General features: G+C 34.1%; 23 protein-coding genes. 21 read left to right on the forward strand and 2 right to left on the reverse strand.

What is annotated here, in order from left to right:
- Positions 1-157: 157 nt before the first annotated feature.
- From ACUN28_RS13395 to ACUN28_RS13435, 9 genes are all read left to right on the forward strand, one after another.
- Positions 158-1,396: a suppressor of fused domain protein gene (locus ACUN28_RS13395; protein WP_016087155.1), complete on the forward strand. Its 1,239-nt coding sequence runs from the start codon at positions 158-160 to the stop codon at positions 1,394-1,396.
- Between the two features lie 161 nt (positions 1,397-1,557).
- Positions 1,558-2,100 (forward strand): SecY-interacting protein Syd, encoded by a 543-nt coding sequence (locus ACUN28_RS13400; protein WP_016087157.1) that lies wholly within the window; start codon positions 1,558-1,560, stop codon positions 2,098-2,100.
- Between the two features lie 24 nt (positions 2,101-2,124).
- Positions 2,125-2,679: an SUKH-4 family immunity protein gene (locus ACUN28_RS13405; RefSeq protein WP_016087158.1), complete on the forward strand. Its 555-nt coding sequence runs from the start codon at positions 2,125-2,127 to the stop codon at positions 2,677-2,679.
- A 105-nt stretch (positions 2,680-2,784) separates the two neighbouring features.
- Positions 2,785-3,336, forward strand: coding sequence for an SUKH-4 family immunity protein (locus ACUN28_RS13410; RefSeq protein WP_016087159.1), 552 nt, complete (start codon positions 2,785-2,787; stop codon positions 3,334-3,336).
- A 72-nt stretch (positions 3,337-3,408) separates the two neighbouring features.
- Positions 3,409-3,672 (forward strand): hypothetical protein, encoded by a 264-nt coding sequence (locus ACUN28_RS13415; RefSeq protein ID WP_016087160.1) that lies wholly within the window; start codon positions 3,409-3,411, stop codon positions 3,670-3,672.
- A gap of 12 nt (positions 3,673-3,684) precedes the next feature.
- Positions 3,685-4,323 carry a hypothetical protein gene (locus tag ACUN28_RS13420; protein ID WP_016087161.1) on the forward strand — a complete coding sequence of 213 codons (639 nt, stop codon included), beginning with the start codon at positions 3,685-3,687 and terminating at the stop codon, positions 4,321-4,323.
- A 322-nt stretch (positions 4,324-4,645) separates the two neighbouring features.
- On the forward strand, positions 4,646-5,035 hold the full coding sequence (locus tag ACUN28_RS13425; RefSeq protein WP_033659722.1) for an immunity 22 family protein: 390 nt from the start codon (positions 4,646-4,648) through the stop codon (positions 5,033-5,035).
- Positions 5,036-5,099: 64 nt separating this feature from the next.
- Positions 5,100-5,528: an SMI1/KNR4 family protein gene (locus ACUN28_RS13430; protein ID WP_016087163.1), complete on the forward strand. Its 429-nt coding sequence runs from the start codon at positions 5,100-5,102 to the stop codon at positions 5,526-5,528.
- 66 nt (positions 5,529-5,594) lie between these two features.
- Positions 5,595-6,062 carry a DUF6985 domain-containing protein gene (locus ACUN28_RS13435; RefSeq protein ID WP_016087164.1) on the forward strand — a complete coding sequence of 156 codons (468 nt, stop codon included), beginning with the start codon at positions 5,595-5,597 and terminating at the stop codon, positions 6,060-6,062.
- Between the two features lie 80 nt (positions 6,063-6,142).
- Here the strand turns inward: ACUN28_RS13435 and ACUN28_RS13440 are convergent, their stop codons facing one another.
- Positions 6,143-6,850 carry a DNA alkylation repair protein gene (locus ACUN28_RS13440; protein ID WP_016087165.1) on the reverse strand — a complete coding sequence of 236 codons (708 nt, stop codon included), beginning with the start codon at positions 6,848-6,850 and terminating at the stop codon, positions 6,143-6,145.
- 224 nt (positions 6,851-7,074) lie between these two features.
- On the opposite strand from ACUN28_RS13440, the gene ACUN28_RS13445 reads away from it, so the two are divergent.
- The 7 genes from ACUN28_RS13445 (at position 7,075) to ACUN28_RS13475 (ending at position 11,089) form a co-directional block, all read left to right on the forward strand.
- On the forward strand, positions 7,075-7,563 hold the full coding sequence (locus ACUN28_RS13445) for an antitoxin YezG family protein (RefSeq protein WP_016087166.1): 489 nt from the start codon (positions 7,075-7,077) through the stop codon (positions 7,561-7,563).
- A 103-nt stretch (positions 7,564-7,666) separates the two neighbouring features.
- The gene (locus ACUN28_RS13450) at positions 7,667-8,182 is read left to right on the forward strand and encodes an ankyrin repeat domain-containing protein (protein ID WP_016087167.1); all 516 of its coding nucleotides are present in this window, start codon (positions 7,667-7,669) and stop codon (positions 8,180-8,182) included.
- Between the two features lie 15 nt (positions 8,183-8,197).
- Positions 8,198-8,572: an immunity 22 family protein gene (locus ACUN28_RS13455; protein WP_016087168.1), complete on the forward strand. Its 375-nt coding sequence runs from the start codon at positions 8,198-8,200 to the stop codon at positions 8,570-8,572.
- 121 nt (positions 8,573-8,693) lie between these two features.
- A complete protein-coding gene (locus ACUN28_RS13460) occupies positions 8,694-9,032 on the forward strand; it encodes a DUF4064 domain-containing protein (protein WP_016087169.1) in 339 nt (112 codons plus the stop codon).
- A gap of 101 nt (positions 9,033-9,133) precedes the next feature.
- Positions 9,134-9,463, forward strand: a complete 330-nt coding sequence (locus ACUN28_RS13465; protein ID WP_016087170.1) for a hypothetical protein — start codon at positions 9,134-9,136, stop codon at positions 9,461-9,463.
- Positions 9,464-9,518: 55 nt separating this feature from the next.
- On the forward strand, positions 9,519-10,475 hold the full coding sequence (locus ACUN28_RS13470) for a DUF3994 domain-containing protein (protein WP_016087171.1): 957 nt from the start codon (positions 9,519-9,521) through the stop codon (positions 10,473-10,475).
- A 155-nt stretch (positions 10,476-10,630) separates the two neighbouring features.
- Positions 10,631-11,089, forward strand: a complete 459-nt coding sequence (locus ACUN28_RS13475) for a hypothetical protein (RefSeq protein ID WP_016087172.1) — start codon at positions 10,631-10,633, stop codon at positions 11,087-11,089.
- An 82-nt stretch (positions 11,090-11,171) separates the two neighbouring features.
- On the opposite strand, the gene ACUN28_RS13480 is transcribed toward ACUN28_RS13475, so the two are convergent.
- Positions 11,172-11,618 carry a DUF7832 domain-containing protein gene (locus ACUN28_RS13480; RefSeq protein ID WP_016087173.1) on the reverse strand — a complete coding sequence of 149 codons (447 nt, stop codon included), beginning with the start codon at positions 11,616-11,618 and terminating at the stop codon, positions 11,172-11,174.
- A 639-nt stretch (positions 11,619-12,257) separates the two neighbouring features.
- Here ACUN28_RS13480 and ACUN28_RS13485 point away from each other — a divergent pair.
- From ACUN28_RS13485 to ACUN28_RS13505, 5 genes are all read left to right on the forward strand, one after another.
- The gene (locus ACUN28_RS13485; RefSeq protein WP_016087174.1) at positions 12,258-14,030 is read left to right on the forward strand and encodes an S-layer homology domain-containing protein; all 1,773 of its coding nucleotides are present in this window, start codon (positions 12,258-12,260) and stop codon (positions 14,028-14,030) included.
- Between the two features lie 68 nt (positions 14,031-14,098).
- The gene (locus ACUN28_RS13490; protein ID WP_016087175.1) at positions 14,099-14,323 is read left to right on the forward strand and encodes a hypothetical protein; all 225 of its coding nucleotides are present in this window, start codon (positions 14,099-14,101) and stop codon (positions 14,321-14,323) included.
- A 197-nt stretch (positions 14,324-14,520) separates the two neighbouring features.
- Positions 14,521-15,273, forward strand: a complete 753-nt coding sequence (locus tag ACUN28_RS13495; protein WP_016087176.1) for a DnaD domain-containing protein — start codon at positions 14,521-14,523, stop codon at positions 15,271-15,273.
- 82 nt (positions 15,274-15,355) lie between these two features.
- On the forward strand, positions 15,356-17,746 hold the full coding sequence (locus ACUN28_RS13500; protein WP_016087177.1) for a penicillin acylase family protein: 2,391 nt from the start codon (positions 15,356-15,358) through the stop codon (positions 17,744-17,746).
- A gap of 178 nt (positions 17,747-17,924) precedes the next feature.
- Entirely contained in the window at positions 17,925-18,869 is a 945-nt protein-coding gene (locus ACUN28_RS13505) for an ATP-binding protein (protein WP_016087178.1), read from the forward strand.
- Positions 18,870-18,894: the final 25 nt, after the last annotated feature.

The following is an 18,894-nucleotide window of genomic DNA, read 5'->3' on the forward strand; positions in this document are numbered from 1 at the left end:
AGAAGTTAAATTGTAAAAAAGAAATAGTAAAGAAGATAGTGAGATAAAAAATACATATAAGCAGTGGGCGATAAAAAGCATTAAAGGATAAAATAGATGAGAAATGGTTGTTGACAGGGAAAATGTGTATTTTATATAGAGTAAAAGGCGGAGTATAATGAAAATATGGAAAATTATTAGCAATTCTAATTTTGATCAATTAGAGTGTGAGAATGAGGAAGGACAAGAAATCGTTGATAATGCTTGTCAAGGTCAATCAGTAATTGATAAATGGGATCCACTGCAAATGAAACTTTTAAATGAGGGGGAACCATCAGATTTATTAAGTGAAATACCACTTGTTTTTACAAAAAAAGCGATAGAAGTAGTACTTGATTTAATTAAAAGGAAAGTTGAAATTCTTCCACTTGTTCATGAACGATATGAATGTTATGCAATACATGTATTAAATGTATTAGATTGTATTGATTATGAGAATGCGGACCCTGATGATTTCGGTGGATTTGATAAATTCGCTTTTATTACAGAGAAAATTAGGGGGGAGCATATTTTTTGTGCATTGAATACAAAGCATAAATATGGGGATTTTCCGATTGTATCTGTACAAACTTTCGTATCAAACGAATTTAAAGAGAGAGTTGCAAAAAGTGAACTAAAAGGATTTGAGTTTGAATTAGTATGGGAATCTGATGAGAAAAATGATGAACAAAAAATAGAAAATAATCCAATGATACGCCCAACGTCAATAGAAGATTTTAAGTCACATATTCAGCTGCATTATGGACTGATTACGAATCATATAGAAGCAAATACAAAAAGGATTACCGATGTAGAATTATATGATGTTGGACCAAATAAAATAGTTGATTACCATACAGTAGTAACATATCGGAATAGCTATTTCCGTATGCCAGCTCCATCAAGTGTAGATAGTGGTTATGCAGAACTTGTCATGCATCTGCCAAAGGATTGGGATGTTTCAGTAACCGCTTTGGCGAGTTCGAAATACAGTTGGCCTTTGCGTCTTTTACAAGAATTTGGAGAAATGGCAAGGGAATATGGATTAGGGCAATGGCTTATATTTCCGAATCAATTAGATGAAGGTAAGGGAGATTACAATGCGTCAATTCATCCATATAGTAAAGAGACGGAATTTTCTGGTGTTATGATTGTGCCACCAATTCCACAGTGTTCAGGGGCATTCAAAATGGAATTTCGTGAAGATGGTAAAAGAATAGAGGGTGACTGGCCGGTTTATTTTCATACCTTATTACCGTTATATAAAGAAGAAATCCAATGTTATTTCGAAGCAGGATTAGATACGTTATTACAAAAATTACTAAAAAATGGTGTTGAAGCAGCATTTGACTTTAATCGAGAGAATACGTGTAAATAAGGCAGGATCAATTGAAGAGGTTTGTAGTGAAAAAGTAATAAGAATCGCTATATAACTTTATTATTAGTATGAAGGTGGGATATGAAATCCAATTATTTTTCATTTATTAATAATTCAGTAGGAAATGAAATCTTATTAGGTGTTAGTGGGAAGGGGAAAACATGGAAATAAAAAAAGCGTTAGATCGGTATTTTAAAGCACTTATGAATGTATGGGAGAAAAAATATGGAACGTATCCTAAAGTACCGTGGGATGCAGAAGTGGATCCTTTATTATATTTAAGTAATCCAGATGAAGAAGGATATGTATATTGGAAACCTCTTGAGAAAAATAAGATAGATAATTTTATAGAAATTGAGAAAGAACTGAGTGTAAATATTCACGATGCGATAAAAGAATACTTTAATTCTTATTGGTTCTTAGACATACAAGGCTTTTACGGTACAAAATTAGTTGTCCTTGAACCTGTGGAACCGAATAAATCTATAGTAGAATTTATTCAAATAATGAAACGGTATGAGGAGAGTGAAGGGAGAGAATTTAGGTATATACAGATAGGATTTGTCTCTCCGGAAGATAGGGCTATCATTTTTGACAATGAAACAGGAGAAGTATTAATAGAAAACTTTGAAACAGAAGAAAAAGAGTTTCTTTCTAATTCCCTAGTTGAGTTGATAAGTAATTTAAAAATGGAGCAGAGATAATAATATGATATGCAGGAGGATAAAATGATCTCACCACAAGATTTTTTAGTGAATTGGAATGAAGAAATATACGGTTTAATTCATTATAATGAAAAAATCATTCACTCGTTTTCCTTCTCGAAAGAAACGAAATACTTTTTAATTAAAGCAGGTTTTCCGGAGTCTGCTCCTCCATTTCTTACATTTGAATCTGCAGATAACGGTGGTGGGATAAAGTTGAGCGAGATACATAATGAATTAGGTACGATGTATGATAAGTTTATATACTTTGGATTTACTGGTAGTGGAAATCCAATCTGTATTGATGAATCTAAATCTCAACTCGTATATATAGATTATGACAATGAAAATAAAGTCGTTCTTATAAATAGTACGATAGAGAAGTTTGCAGAATCTTTACTTGTCTATGTGGAATTTATAAAAGAAGTAAAGGCTGCCAATGGAAGAAAGGCTTATATTGAAAAAAATATACCTAAAGGTTTGGTGGAGTGGATTTCTAGTGCACTTCGAAAAATTGATGCAGCTGCTTTAACGGAAGGATGTTTTTGGACAGAGGAACTAGGGAGTTTTAGTGAATAAGTGTAGATAATACTAGATGGTATTTTTAGTGTGGAAAAAAATAAAAATACATCTAGTAGCCCAATTAAATATTAAAAGATATAAACACATCAAGAAGGTGAAAAAATGATACTACCAGAGGATTTTCGAGAGAAATGGGATGTTAATAAAGATGGGCCACTCATTACATTTACTGAAAAAGAATTAATAAACAAAAACTTTTCAGATGAAGTGAAACGATTTTTGTCTATAGGAGGCTTACCAGAAACACCGTCACCATATTTAGAGTTTACTTCATCTCAGTCTTTCGTAAGGTCTGTTACAAATGTATTTCATATGCCAGAAGAGTTTCGAAAATATTGGTATTTAGGAACAATTAGTTCTGGAGATCCAATTTGTATAATTGAAAAACAAGAAAAAATAGTATTTCTAAATAATAGTGATGCGTATAAAGAAGTGTTTATGAATTCTTCTATACAACAATTTGCAGCATGTTTATTAGTATATTCAAAAATGATTGATAAGGCAGTAGAAATAAATGGTGAGGATGCCTTTATCGATAATAATATACCAGAGTGTACAATAAGTTGGTTGAAGGAAGAATTGAAAAAAATTGATGATAAGTGTATGGAAAAGGGTTCTTTTTGGTGTATTGAAATTGAGAGCTTATATGAATAATTGGAAGTGAAAAGGGGGATATTCCGGTATTTTTATAGGTAGTAAAAAGTTATTCTAAAAGGAGTATATCGGGTGAATCATAGACGCAAGAAAAAGAAACCGAAACAAATAAGAAAAGAAGCTGTTCAGTTAAAACCGATAGTAGAAGAAGCAAAAACACTAAAGAAGAGTAGCAACAAGTTGGTTGATATTCTCCTAGGTATTCTTCTTTTCCCAATTCTTATATGGGCTGTCTTGGAAGGTTCTACAACACAAGTAAGCAAAGGGAAGACTTTCCTTATTATCGTTTTCTTTCTCTTAATTGCAGTAGGGTTATCTATGATAGGAAACAAATAAGGGGGAGTTCAGATGTTTAAGAAGAAGGAGAAAAAAAACATTTACGTTAGACTTGTAAACACACAAGGGGAAATCATTCGAGAGTTTGATTGTACAGAAAAAGACTTGCGGAAAGTAAAAGAAAATGGTGCTGAAATTCGTGTGGTTGGAGATAACTCATATGAGATGGTAGCAACCGATGAACAACTAGAAAAACTAGCAAGAGCTGAAGCAGAAATCGAAGCGGAAATTAAGGCATGGGAAGATGCTTTAAATGAGAGTTTGGATGAACGCGAAGAAAGAGAAGCGAGACAGAAGGAATTGAAAGAAAAGAATAAATGGAGTACAAAGAAGAAAGTAATCGTATTTGGACTGATATTCTTTGTATTTATTGGATTACCTATTATCGAAGGGTATCAAAATAGTAAATTAGTTGAAGAAGGTACATCATTACATGCAGAAATTGTAGGTAGGCATGTAGAGAAGGAATTCATGTTTACACACCCCACATTAGTAGTTGAGGTAGATGGTAAAAAGCATAATGTATGGGTAAGTGAAGAGACATATAACGGAGCAGAGTGGCTAGGTAGACTAAAAGTCATCAAAACAAAAGATGGTAAAGTTGAGAAAGACCCTAGATATGAGGGCGAAGACTTAATCACGAGTTATTAAGGGACTATATACGATTCCTATAGGAGTAGAAGGAAATGGTTCACTAGTTGTTATAAATAATGTAAGTGGAAGGCTCAATTGGAGGAATTCAAACGTGGGTTGTTTATCCCGCATTAACGGGCAGTAAGATCCCCACCTCAAAATTCAGCGGAAGAAAAGAAGTTAGGTGGGGGTCGGGCTGCCCGTAAAAGTCCGATTGGTGAGGGCTGATTAAAGTTTCACTTTATAGAGGTTTCGAATAGTTTAAATGAGCTGATTTCTAGTTTGAGATTACAAAAATAATGTTTATATGAATTATAGAACGGCTAGATGGGGTGGGGAAATGGAATATAGTGGAATGGTTTCAGTTTGGTTTGGAATTTCTAAATCACTCCAAAATCTTGAAGAGTATGTCGATATAGATTACACGATAGATGGTGATTCAATTCATTCAAAGTTTGGGACGAGCTTTGAATTCGGTTATTATGATGAAGATAATATTGAAATTTGTTTTTATGAGAATAATAAAAGGGACGTTGAACATATTTTAAGTGATTTTTCTTATAGTGAACGAATTATTCCTAAAATAAAAAAGCTAATAAATGGAGATAGTTTAGCGAGCGATATTAACTTTGCTATTGTTCTTTATGATTTTAAATATAATGAAGCGAAAAGCGAAGATATGTTTGATGGTTTAGAGGTTACATTTATTGGTTCTATGCCATACAGGTAGTTTGTACGGAGCTGCTAATTTATTTCATAAATACATGGATAAACCTTATAAAGGAGGGATACGAATGCAAGCTTTGCCAAATTGTTTAGAAGAAGTTTCGGAAGAAGATATATATAAACGGGAAGATAAAGATCAGGTGAATGAAGTAATAAATAGGTTAGGTGTAGAAGTGTCTAATACATTTAGAGAGTTTTATCATCGATTTGCAGGACCATTTTGGGACGAGCACGTTCCTTATGAATTACTTGATATTATAGATGAAGAGAATAATATTGAATACTACACAATTATTGCTCGACAGGAACTAGGATTTCCTAATAAGTATTTAGTTTTAACGGAAATGACAGCGAATGCTGCATTGGTACTTGATAGTGTAACTGATAAAGTTTACTCAGTAAATTTTGAAGGTGGAGATGAATTACTTTTAAATGGAGAATTAAAGGAGAGTTGGCCAACGTTTTATGTGTTTTTGAAAGAGTATTTCAAGTGTTAAGTGTTGATGGAAGTTAACAATAGGTAGGGATACCTTAGTAATAAGTGTGAGAGGAATGATGGATAAATGAGAGTGAACGATTCAGTTTTTGGAGAGATTGAATATAATTATGCTTGGGCTAAGTGTATGCCTATAACTTTTATAGGCAATGTAACTGAGATTGATTTGATGATAGATGGTGAAGAAGATGGGATGTTTGATGAAGAGCAGTATGTAGCGTATCAATCATTAATAAAAAATTGGGAAGAGGTACAAATAAGTTTATTACAGTCTATATTAGACTATTACAAACAAAGGCGATGTGAATTAGGATATGATATTAGAGTGCAAGAAAATTATCCATTAGTTGAAACAACTGATCAAATACTAGAGATGATCAGTTTAGATGGTATTGTTGTTCCGTATGCAGATATTACGGAAGGACGAGAGGTTGGAATTACATTTAATTGTACGTGGGATATAGAAAATGGTGTAGGAGTTCGTTTATTAAATGAAAAGGTAATGAAAGTAGGTTATCAGGATATTATTTTTTAATATAAGTTAGGGGATATATATATAACCTGAATGAAAAAGGTGTCAATCTTTCTCGAATTGACACCCAGGTACGAATCTGTTTAACATCTTACATACTTACGTTTGAAACCAAGTCTGCCTCTATCAAGTTCTTTCTGAATACTTTCGGAAGCATGTAACAAACTGCTTTTTTTATTAGCACGTTTGACTTCAACTATACCAACTTCTTTTGCAGTCTCGACTGCTTTTTCGTGTAGTGGTACATATGAAATTGCCACGGTGTTTAGGAAATTATTCATAGCAGATTTTGTTCGTTCTGGCGAATCATGGATCGTATTTTTCACCATTTCAAGCATATCGGAAATTTTACTTTCGGAAAATTCATTGTCTTTACGATTTCCTAAAAGCCAGCAGTAGCAACTCCAGCCCGCAGACATTCTAAGCTCGTCCCCACTTGCAATCCATTGATCAGCAACATCTTGTGCAATATTTGACTCCGATAAAGTTACTGCTACTACATAATCAGATAGCATATAAAAATACGCCCCATCCATCCAACGATTAAAATCAGATTCACTCATAGCTTTTGGATCTGCGATAATACCTGCAAAGTACATAGCATCGTAGTTGCCTGTGGCATAAAGCTCTTCAGCTAGCTCTTGATTTAATTTTATTTTTTTAGCGATTGGTTTCATAGCACCTGTAGCTACGCCAAAAACTGGATCGTGCGCACCGTTAGATATGTATATTTTTTTCGTTCGTTCCTTACCTAAAGATTCAAGTTCTTGCATAACTGTTTTAAAATCCATAGTTGTGCACTTCCTTCCTTCATATAAAAGCCTTTTTAAGTCTTTCATATTTCTCATGTTAATACTAATTGTATTCAAGAGGTATGTCTACTTTCTAAAGCTATCGAAACTTGATTTGATTTTTGGATGAACTACATTACGCTTTATTGTAAATAAAGAGCTAATTAAAAGGATGGTATAATATAGAAAAAGTGGACGATGAAAATCAAATAGGGGGAATTCAATTGGAAAAAAAACTGAATCGATTATATAGAGAGATAGCGGAAACAGTTCATGCCATGATTCCAGAGGAATGGGAGAAATTTTATTTTTATGCACAAATATCAGAAGCTGGAGGGGGAACTTACTTTTTCTATAACAACTTCAGAAATAAAGAAAATTATAATTATAGTGTGGAAATTCCTTTTAAATACGAAGTTAATGAAGAGGAATTTGAAAGGAAAGAAGATTCTTTATACACATTGAGTAAGGAATTAAGAAATGTTTTTAAAGATAATCAGCAAGAACTTTGGCACTCTTTTACAATGTCTCTGGAACATAGTGGGGAATTTAACATGCATTTCGATTATACAAATTGGTTCGATACAGAATATAGTTTTAGTGATCAAATGATTATTTGGAAACATAAATACTTAGGTGAAGTACCAATTAATGAAAATGATAAAGCGCTAATTAATAAGTATGATAATGAATTTCTGAATAATCCCATTTAACTGAATGGAAAGAAGAAATGATATTTATAAAAATCACGAGTCTTAAAGTAGTCGGTAAGTTATAAAATTGGTTCTGCAAGATAAGAAATAAAGGAGAACTATAATGGATAAGATTCAATTTGCGAAAAGGATTAGAGAGTCTGTAAAAAGTGGTCAATTGGACACGTTAAGAGATTTGCTTGGCAAAAATCCAGAAATGTTATCGTATGTCACACCATTTGGTACGTGGTTACATGTAGCGACGACCTATGGAAATTTAGAAATAATAGAGTATTTAATCCATTCAGGGATAGATATTCATGCAAAGTGTGGGACTTTTTCTACAAATGCACTTGAAAGAGCAGCTACAAAAGGGCATTTACATATTGCAGAGTACTTTATTAAACATCAAGTTGAAATGGATACTAGTGAGCCGGATCGAAATCCTCTGTTTGCTGCCATATATAGTGGGCATTTTGAAATTGTTAAATTGCTAGTTATGAATGGGATAGATATAACGATAAAATATTCTGGTAATAATATGAAAGAAATGGATGCTTATACGTTTGCTGTTGAAAGAGGAGAGATGGAAATTGCAGAGTATGTAAAGCGTAAGTTGAATGAGAATATATATTCATAATGGAGGACGCTATGAATGGAAGTACATGGAATGGTTTCAATATGGTTAGGTAATATGAAAACGCAAGATCAGTTGGATACATATATGGATGTTACGTATGATGAAGAAGGAGACGCTATACCAGCAAGGTTTTTTGTTGATTTTAATATAGAGATGATTGATGTAGATGAGGATTTTATTGAAAAGGAAGTGTTAGAAGAAGCAAGTGATGACATTTCTATGTTATTAACGGGATGTTCATATGATGATAAAATACTATCTCGAATTAAGGAAGTAGTTAAAGTAAAGAAATCCTATAATTCTATTGTTTTAATTTATAATTTTCAGTATGACAATTCGGTTAGTGATTTTGAAGGATTTGATTTTGTAACTGTTATAAGTTATCTATAGTTACGAGCAAATTACAGTAGAATAAAAAATACATTTGTATAGTTTTTCCAATGAATATTTGGTATGATGGTGAATGGGAAAAATATACAAGTTGTTAGTAGCTCATAAAAGGAGGATTGTATTGAAAAGAACGCCTGAATTCGTACTAGGTTTAATTGGTGGCATTTTGGGAATGATTATTTCCATACTATTAATAGTTGTAGCGTTCAATATTATGGAAGGTTTTGATTACGAACTTTTAGCTTATTACTCTATTATTTTAACGGTTCAAATAGGGTTGCTTATTTTATCGTGTTTAGTAAACAAGGTTAATAATAAAGTTTATGGAGTTTGTATGATTGTGATTCCTATAGTTATGTTATTTATGTCATTATTCTTTTTACTTATTCCAACAATATTACAAATTATGTCTGGTTCATTTGCATTTAGAACATTAAAGTTAGAATCGAATGTAGGCTAAATATAATTGTTTACGTCTGAATATTCGGTTTTTTGAACGTTTTCGTTTGCAGTTCAAATTAAAATAAAGTACAAAGTTGTATGTTCTAGGAGGAGAAATAGATGATTATTTGGTCTGGTTGGGGTTTTTTAGTCGCAATTATTGTAATTATTAATGCTCTTTTAGGTAAGGTTATCTTTGGATCTATAACGGGAGACGCTACATATTTTCAAGACCATAGTTGGCCAATGGCGGTAATGTTTATTATATCAGGGGTTATGTCTTGGTATTTGGGTAAATATATTAATAAACCAGATGGGAAAGTTTATATAGATGCTGAAACTGGTGAAAAAGTTATGTTTAACAAAAAACACTCACTATTTTTTATAAAAATGGAATATTGGGGACCGATTCTAGGAGTTATTGCGATTGTAACTTTAATTACAAGATAAAAAAGAGGATGGCTATAGTAAGAGTAATTTATTCAAGTAAAAGGGGAAATCAGTCATGAATGCAAAGAAACTACTAGGGGTAGCAGTTCCGGTCATGTTGTTATTTGGTTGTGGAGTGTCTGAGAAAACGAACACTTCTAAACAGGAGAAAACGGAAGAGTCTAAAGTAAAAGAATCGAAGTCTAATAGTAAGAAAGAAAAGGTTTCAAAGGAAGACTATCCTAATAAAGTGTATACATTAGGGGTAGAGTTTGATAAGTTGTTTGCGGAGCATAACAATATTACAAGAGAGGTTTTTGACGGTAAGAAAAAGAAATCAGATGTAGTAGATAGTGTGAAAGAATTAAATAAAATGTTAGATAAATTCGAGTCGATAGATCCCCCTGCAGAGTATGTAAATCAACAAAAGGATTTTGAAAAAGCAATTGGTTATTTTAGAGAGTCTTTTTCTTTAATAAATGAAGTATTCACCCGAAAAGAAAAAAGAGAAAAAGGCGATAAGACTGATAAAGAGTTAATCGAGAAATCCGAAAAGTTAGTGAAAGAAGGAGATATTTACTGGCTTAAGGCATTCAAAGATCTTGAAAGGGATATTAAAATCGGTGACGGTACAGTATCTATGAAAGATTTGAAAGAGTTAGATAAGAATGCTGGAATTAATACGGATAACGTTATGAAGAATGTGAAAGATGGTACGGAATTAATCGGTAATTGGGGATTCAAAGGAACAGACGGTTTCATTATGTCACTTATTCTAAAAGGTGATAAGACATTTGAAACGTATGGTAAAGGTGAGTATCCAAATAAAAAGAATTATATTGAAGGAACTTGGGAATATGATAAGGAAGCTTTTACAATCTATTTACATCTCAATAAACGTTTAGTAGACGGTGTAGAAGATACAATTCAAAAAAAGAAAATAGCATATAAAGTTCAAGACTATGATGGGGAAAACTTACGATTATTTAATGAGGCTTCATTCAACACAATTAAGTATGTGAAGCAAAGATAAAGTTATGTAGGACTAGGTTTAAATGACCTGGTCCTTAATTAAAGTGTGAGTATGTAAATAATATGTTATCTTTGGTTTTGTCTACTTAGTATCATGCAATTCTTTAATAAAGTAATAAATGGAGTTTCACATTAAATATATGGGATTGGTTACAAATGATAAAGAAATTTACGAGACTAGTATTAACTGTAGTTATACCAATCGTTCTTATTACAGGTTGTGGAACTGCTGAAAAAACTAAAGCACAAGAGACGAAAGCGGTACAATCTGGGAAAAAGGACTATATGGACTATTCAAATGGTAGCAAAGGTATAGTAGTAAGTAGCAAAGCGAAAGAGCGTCAACAATACGAGGTTGGGTTTATAAATGAAAACAAATTAATAGGAATTGATGAAAATATTGCGGACTGTATTATTTTAGATAATAAAGATGAAGCAGGTCTCGTTTGGAAGCAAATAGAGCGTGGGTCTATTATAGAAGTGCAATATGGTAAGGATCGCAACGATATCGTAGGGGTGCAATTAGTAAGAGATCGTGATACATACGAAATTAGTGATAAGTTTGATCGAAATACAATAAATGAGATTGTCGAAAACGTTAAAGGGAATTTGTAATAGAGGCTAGAATGAAAAAATATTTAAGTTTACTATTAAGAAAGTCGATTCCTTATTAACATAAGAAATCGACTTTTTATACTTATTTATTTTGTAAGTTGTCTTTCCAAAAATTATAGCTATTATCAATAACTTCTTTTAATTTAAAATAGTTGTCCCAAGTATCTTGCACATGGTAGAGGGTTTCGCCTTCATCTATAAAAACATTACTGTAATCATTTATATATTTCCAGTCCTCGTCATGGTTAAAGTAGTACATTGTGAATTGATTGCCCTCATCATTTAACATGTCGTCTGCTAAAACGCCATCCCAGTTCATATAAATTTCTGTGCTAGTCATTTGTCTAAGTTTAAACTGGTTGATTTCGTCTTGAGACTCTTCTTCAAATTCTTGACTACATAAATTACGTTCAATTATCCATCCTAAAAACATGCCAGTATGTACAAAAGCTTGATCGATTGGTAAGTCCTCAGGAAAATCACCTTGATAATGGTACTTGGCTTTATCATAAACAATCGTATCTAACAATTCGTTCATCCCCTTTAACGTATTATCTCATAAACTCGTACTGTTTGTTTTAATATTTCAACAGCAGTGATTTTTATGTAGTGGTGCATGAGCAAAAGATTTTAACTTACTAGCTAGTTTCTTTACAATTTTTTGGTTTTCTTCATTTCATGTATCAATATTAGTGAGTAAAATATGAGCAATTTCTTCCATATAAAAACTCCTTTCAATGTAAAAAGATGATAACTATATTATAGTGGAAAATTGAAAAATGTAAGTATTTTCAAATAGAGAAATTACATTAAATCAGGATCTAATTAATAGATACATAGTAGTTATGAAAAAACGTAAAGGTCCTTCTAGTTGAAGAAAATGAGTAAAAGGTATCCTAATCTATTTTTTGAGAAGCAGTGGCGTGTAAGGGGGATAAGTGCTTTTGACGACAATTGCAATTGGTTATAAAATAATGTCTGTTAAGGAATTTTATAGAAACTATCATTCACCTGCTGGGGATAAAATGAAAGTATGTATAAAAGGTTGAATATACATAGGTGATGAAAGTTTTGTTAAAAGTACATAGTAGATTCATAGTTTTTCACTAATGAGAATATAAAGGGAGGTTGAGATACTGCACGAACAGTGTAGATATCGATTACAGCAATGAATACAATCATAAAAAAAAGAGTAATTGCACTATCAACAAGTTTAGTAATGTTAGGGAGCGCACCTATAGCGATATCAGCAGAAGAGAGTAAAACTGATCAACTTCGTATCGCACAAGGGGAACGTGGAACGAACGGATTAAGTTATTCTGATTTCAATCTAGAAACTCCAGATCACATGCAAATTAACGAAGCGGAAGTATCAGAAAACGAGGAAATACTTTTGGAAGAATATAAGCATAAACATTCTGAAACAGAAGAACTAAATAAAATGAAAGAAGCGAAAAAAGGTCAAGTAGCGGATGAAGAAGCGATTTCAAATATTGAAAAGGCATTTGAACATGTAGACGGTCGAAATGATGGTTCTACTCGCGAGATGAAGCCGGTTGAAAAGCCAAGAGCTATTCAGTATAGTGCATCGATGGCTACAAAGAAATATGGAACACTTGCAGGTGTACCGTTTGTAGAGTGGATTGTTCCAGCAGGAAACCCTGATATTCGCCCTGCTAATCCGATGAAAGCACGATATATTACAATTCACGAGACTGCAAACACAGCTCGCGGTGCGAATGCTGAAAATCATGCGAAATATTTGTATAAACAAGCAACGGAAGGTACGTTCCGAACAGCTTCATGGCATTTTACTGTAGACGATAAACAAATCTATCAGCACTTACCAACAAACGAAAACGGTTGGCATGCAGGAGATGGGGATGGCTCAGGAAATAGAGAGTCTATCGGTATCGAAATTTCAGTTAACCAAGATGGAGATTACAATAAAGCATTAGAGAATGCAAAGCGACTTGCAGGTTATTTAATGAACAAAGAAGGAATTAGTGCAGACCATATCTACAGGCACCAACAATGGAGCGGTAAAAACTGTCCTGATATTTTAATTTCTCGTGGAAATTGGACTGGCTTTGTACAAGGTGTTCAATGGTATGCAAATGTTAACGCACAAATTGATTCGCCTTTACAAGAAAGAAACGAGCTATTTGATTCAAATGAATATAATCCAGCTGAACCTAACATGGAACTTGTAGTGAATGGTGACGGTATAAACGTACGTAGTGGTGCAGGACTGGAACATCGTACCGTTCGTAAAGCTTCAAAAGGAGACCGTTACAAAGTGTTAGCGGTTAAAAACGGTTGGTATAAAGTAGGTAACGATGAGTGGATTTTCTATAACCCAAGCTGGATTAAGATAAACTACAATGTGCCAAATAAAGAAGTACAAAAACCAAAAGATGATATTACAGGTAAATGGTTTGAAGGGCATATTCGTAAGCTGAACAGCCTAGGAATTATGCATGGGGAAGGTAATGGTGTATTTGCGCCTTATCGAAATATAACAAGAGCTGAGTTTGCGACATTAATCTCAAATGCTCTAAAGCTACCAGAAGGAAATAAGTCATTTGTAGATATTAACAAAGCGCATCCGTCACTTCATAATGGTATGAAACGTAGTGCAAGTGCAGGAATTATTAGCGGTCGTGGTGGGGGTATTTTTGACCCGAATGCCCCAATCACTCGTGAAGAAGCATCGGTTATGATTGACAAGGCATTACAGTATAAAGGCGTTACAGGTGAATTAGTCGCATTACCATTTACAGATCAACATTTGATCACATACAAACAGCCTGTTCAACGATTATACAGTTTACAGGTAGTAACAGGTGTTGGAAATAATGAGTTTAACCCTAAAGGTACAACAACTCGTGGTGAAGCAGCTGCCTTTTTAGTGAAGATGTTAGACTCTATGCAGAAATAAATGAATTGTATGTAGTAGTTGGTACTGGTACAAGAAAAAGTAATAAGGATTTTAAAGGAGCTATTCAAATGGAACAGCTCCTTTTTATATTAGCCACTATTAAGCCACTATTAAGCCCCTTCCAAGCCCCTTATAAGCACCTACCAAGTAATAAATCACTAAGAAAAAACAATACAAAACAAAAACAACTACAAGAACAAAAGGCGCGAGAAAATAAAACCGTCGTTGTAGTAGTTAAAAAAATTTTGAATTCAAATGCAAAAACTAAGCCCTCAGTCTTATTTATATATTGAAGGATTAAAATCTTCCTTTTTATCCCGCATTAACGGGTAGTAAGATCCCCACCTCAAAATTCAGCAAAAGCAAAGAACTTAGGTGGGGGATCAACTGCCCGTAAAAGCCCGATTGGTTCAACTAATAATCAGTGGGGGAGGAACAAAACCCCACTGATTAAAGTTTCACTTTATGATTGCAAGGGGGAGGTAAACATATGGCCGTGTACCGTAATGTGCAGGTGAACTTTTGGCAAGATGAATTCATATTAGATTTAACGCCAGAGGAGCGTTATTTTTACATATATTTGTTAACTGGTACGAAAACGAAGCAATGTGGAATTTACATATTACCGAAACGTTTAGCAGAACTGGAAACAGGTTACAGTATGGAAACTGTTGAAAAGCTGTTAAATAGGTTTGTTGAATATGGAAAGATTTTATACGATGCAGAAACGAAAGAGTTATACATAATAAATTGGCTACATTATAACCCTATTTTAAATACGAATGTAGAGAAGTGTGTGTTACGTGAGCTAAAGACTGTAAAAAGTAAAGAATTCATACATATGTTTTTACGTACATGTCTTGAAGAAGAATGGAAGATTCCATTGTTATTGCAGCATTTTGGTATGCCGAAAGAAGAGGATAATAGTAGTTTACAAGAAGTTGCTGAGGAGAAGGAAGAAGAGATAGAAGAGGATACGTCGCATAGTGAAGTTTATAAGTTTTACGAACGACATATAAGTAATCTATCTCCATATATCGTGAAGGAATTGAAGGAATGGATACAAATAGTTTCAGGAGAGACAGTACTAGAGGCACTTAAAATTGCGTTTGAACAGAATAAGAGAACGCTGGCTTATGTGAAGGGGATTTTGAGGAATTGGTGTAAGAAAGGGCGAGTAGATTTCCTTGAGGGAAAGGAAGGTGTACAAAAGGGAGATGTATGTAGTTTGTATGATCCATAGTATGAGAAAGTATGGGTTTTTCAACTTTTCTAAAAGGTTCTTCCTTAAATAGAAGCGAATTGTTTGAGAAAGGAGGGGTTATATGGAAGTCGTCATAAAGAAGAAACGAAATAGAGGGAAGAAAATTTTTATTTGGTCTAGTAGCATCGTTCTTTTGTTAGTTATTTGTATAGCGATTTTTTTGAACATATATACGCTTAGATCTGTGCCAAAGATAGATGGAACGATTAAGCTAGAGGATTTACAACATGCTGTTCAGGTAAAGCGGGATAGTAAAGGGGTACCGCATATTAAAGCGGAAAATGCACATGATTTATATTTTTCGCAAGGGTATGTACAAGCGCAAGATCGTTTGTTTCAAATGGATTTAAGTAGGAGGCAAGCTTCTGGGATGTTGAGTGAAGTTGTAGGGGAAGCAGCAGTTGATCGAGATAAGTTGTTTCGAACGCTCGGTTTACGGCGCGCGGCAGAAGCGTCTGTTAGTCAATATGAAGGAGACGCGAAGTATGCCCTGCAGTCATTTGCTGATGGGGTGAACGCTTTTATACGCGAGGCAAAAGAGGAAAAGAAATTGCCAGTTGAGTTTACTGTATTAGGCTATGAGCCTGCTGAATGGTCAATCGTGGATTCTTTGACGATTGGAAAGTATATGGCGTTTGATTTAGGAGGACATTGGCACGGACAGGCGTTTCGATATTGGGCGCTGAAAAATCTACCGAAAGAGCAAGCAAATGAGCTATTTCCTACATATCCGAAAGATGCGCCTAGATTGCTAGCTGAACTGGAAAATACAAATGTGAATGTAGCACAAAGTTTTGCAAAAACGATCATTCCACCAGAGTTTAATGGAAGTAATAACTGGGTTATAAGCGGTGAGAAGAGTGCGTCTGGTAAGCCAATTTTAGCAGATGATCCTCATTTATCTCTTGCGACGCCTTCTATTTGGTATCAATCAAAACTTGAAATGAAAGATTTACATGTGAGTGGCGTTATTTTCGCTGGAGTACCAGGCGTTATATTGGGACACAATGACAAAATAGCATGGGGCGTTACGAATACAGGTCCTGATGTGCAAGATTTATATATTGAGAAGCGAAATCCTAATAATGAAAATGAATTTCTGTATAACGATAAGTGGGAAAAAGCTACCGTTGTTGATGAATCTATTAAAGTAAAAGGCGGGAAAACAATTCCGTATAACGTTACGGTTACGAGGCATGGGCCAGTTATTTCAGAGTTTGCGGATAAAGGGAAAGAGAAAACGAAAACAGTATTCGCTTTGAAATGGACTGCTTTGGAACCGTCCGCTGAATTAAAGGCTGTATTAAATATGAATAAGGCGAAAGATTGGAATGAGTTTGAAACTGCACTTCAAGATTTTCATACACCAACTCAAAACTTTGTGTTTGCATCAAACGACGGCACAATTGCTTATAAAGCGAATGGAAATATACCAGTGCGTAAAAAAGGAGATGGTAGTTTACCAGTGCCGGGATGGACAGATGGATATGAATGGGAAGGGTATATCCCGTTTGATCAGCTTCCAAAAGTAATAAATCCAAAACAAGGGTTTATTTCAACTGCGAATAATAAAATTGTTGATGATAATTATCCGTACCATATTAGTAATACGTGGGCGCAGCCATATAGGCAAATGCGTATTCAAGAGTTTTTACAAGAGAAGGAAAAGTATACGGTGAAAGATTTAGAAGATTTACAGATGGATCAAAAAAATTTATATGGGAAAGAGTTTGCTCCTATATTTTTAAAAGAGTTAAATAAAGCATCTTTAAATGAAGTAGAGAAAGAAGGCGTAAAACAATTAACAAAGTGGAATTTTTACGATAGTAAAGATGAAGCGGCACCATTACTATTCCATTTGTTAATGAAAGAGATCTCAAATACGTTATTTTCAAAAGAAATACCGAAAGATGTGATGGAGTTATTTGAAGGGAAGTCACAAGTTGTTGACGAATTGATTCGAAAAGAAGTAGCGGGAGAAAATAGCGCTTGGTTTACGAAGTACGGAGGTTTCACGAAAGTTGTGCATACATCGTACGAGAATGTAATGAAGAAATTACAGAAGGAATATGGACCCGATGTTGCGGAGTGGAAGTGGGGCGACTACCATCAGCTTGCTTTTACACATCCAATTTCAAAATCATCTAGTATGTTAGCACTACTTGCATTTAATCGTGAAAAACCAGTTCCAATTGGCGGAAGTCAAGTTACCGTTCAAGCAGCGAGTTACGGAGATAACGGTATTGTAAACCACGGTGCATCTTGGCGATTCGTGATTGATACGAAAGATATGTCAAACGGTTATCATATCGTAGGGCCAGGACAATCAGGACATTTTAGAAGTGATTGGTATCATGATCAAATAGATGATTGGGTAAATGGAACGTATCATATGACTACATTGAATACGAATGGGATAGAAGGGAAAGTGTTAACTTTACAGCCGAAATAATGTTAGAAGAGGCTCTTACTATAGGTAAGGGTCTCTTTTTTGTCATGTGACAAAATTTGACAAAAAAATCTGTAGAACTTTGTTATAATTTTTTTTGGAATATTTTGTTTAAGGTTTTATAGCAATAGGGATACATGTATTCTAAATTAAAGGGTTTTATAGGGGGATAAATACAAGAATGAACGACATGGAGAAATATCGTGAGAAAATTAAAGTGATTTCTTTTGATAGAGAAAAAAATCAAATGGTTGAAGTGGAAGAGAGTAAAATAACTTTTGATGATGTTGGCGGAATGGAAGATATTAAAAAGAAAATCAATATGGACTTTATTATGCCGATTAAGAATCCGGAGTATTTTCAGGCTTTTGGTAAGAAAGTAGGAGGCAGTTTATTATTTTATGGGCCACCTGGATGTGGTAAGACATTTTTAGCGCGAGCAGTTGCAGGCGAGATAAATGCTAATTTTATTCATTTAGAGCTGCAAGCAATACTCTCGATGTGGTCAGGAGAAGCAGAGAAAAATTTACATGAAGTGTTCGAAGAGGCAAGAAAAACAAAGCCTTGTATTTTATTTATAGATGAATTAGACGCATATGGCGGGAATAGACAGAAGATGGGCGCTCATCATCAAAGAACGCTAGTTAATCAATTGCTAGTGGAGATGGACGGAAGCAATTCTTTTAATGAAGGTGTTTATATAATTGGGGCAACAAATACACCATGGTATATTGATCCAGCGTTACGACGACCAGGCCGTTTTAATTCACTTGTTTTTGTGGCACCACCAAATAACGAGGAAAGACTGACAATACTAGAGCTGAAAACAAAGGATAAACCGAGAATGGAATTGCAGTTAGATTTTGTTTCGAAGTATGCAGAGCATTTTTCAGGGGCCGATTTAACGTATTTAGTGGAAGATGCTATTAATGAAGCTATTCAGCGTTCATTTGAAACAGGACAGTTACAACCATTATCTAATGAAGATTTATTAACAGCAATGAAAAAGCGACAACCGACAACTTTAGACTGGTTCTCAACCGCAAAAAATTATGCAACGTTTAGTGATGTAAATAAAGATTTTGACAAAGTATTAGAGTATATGGAAGAACACCAATTGAAGTAAATGATATTAGATTGGGGGAAAGGAA

The organism is Bacillus sp. WC2507, from assembly GCF_052656125.1.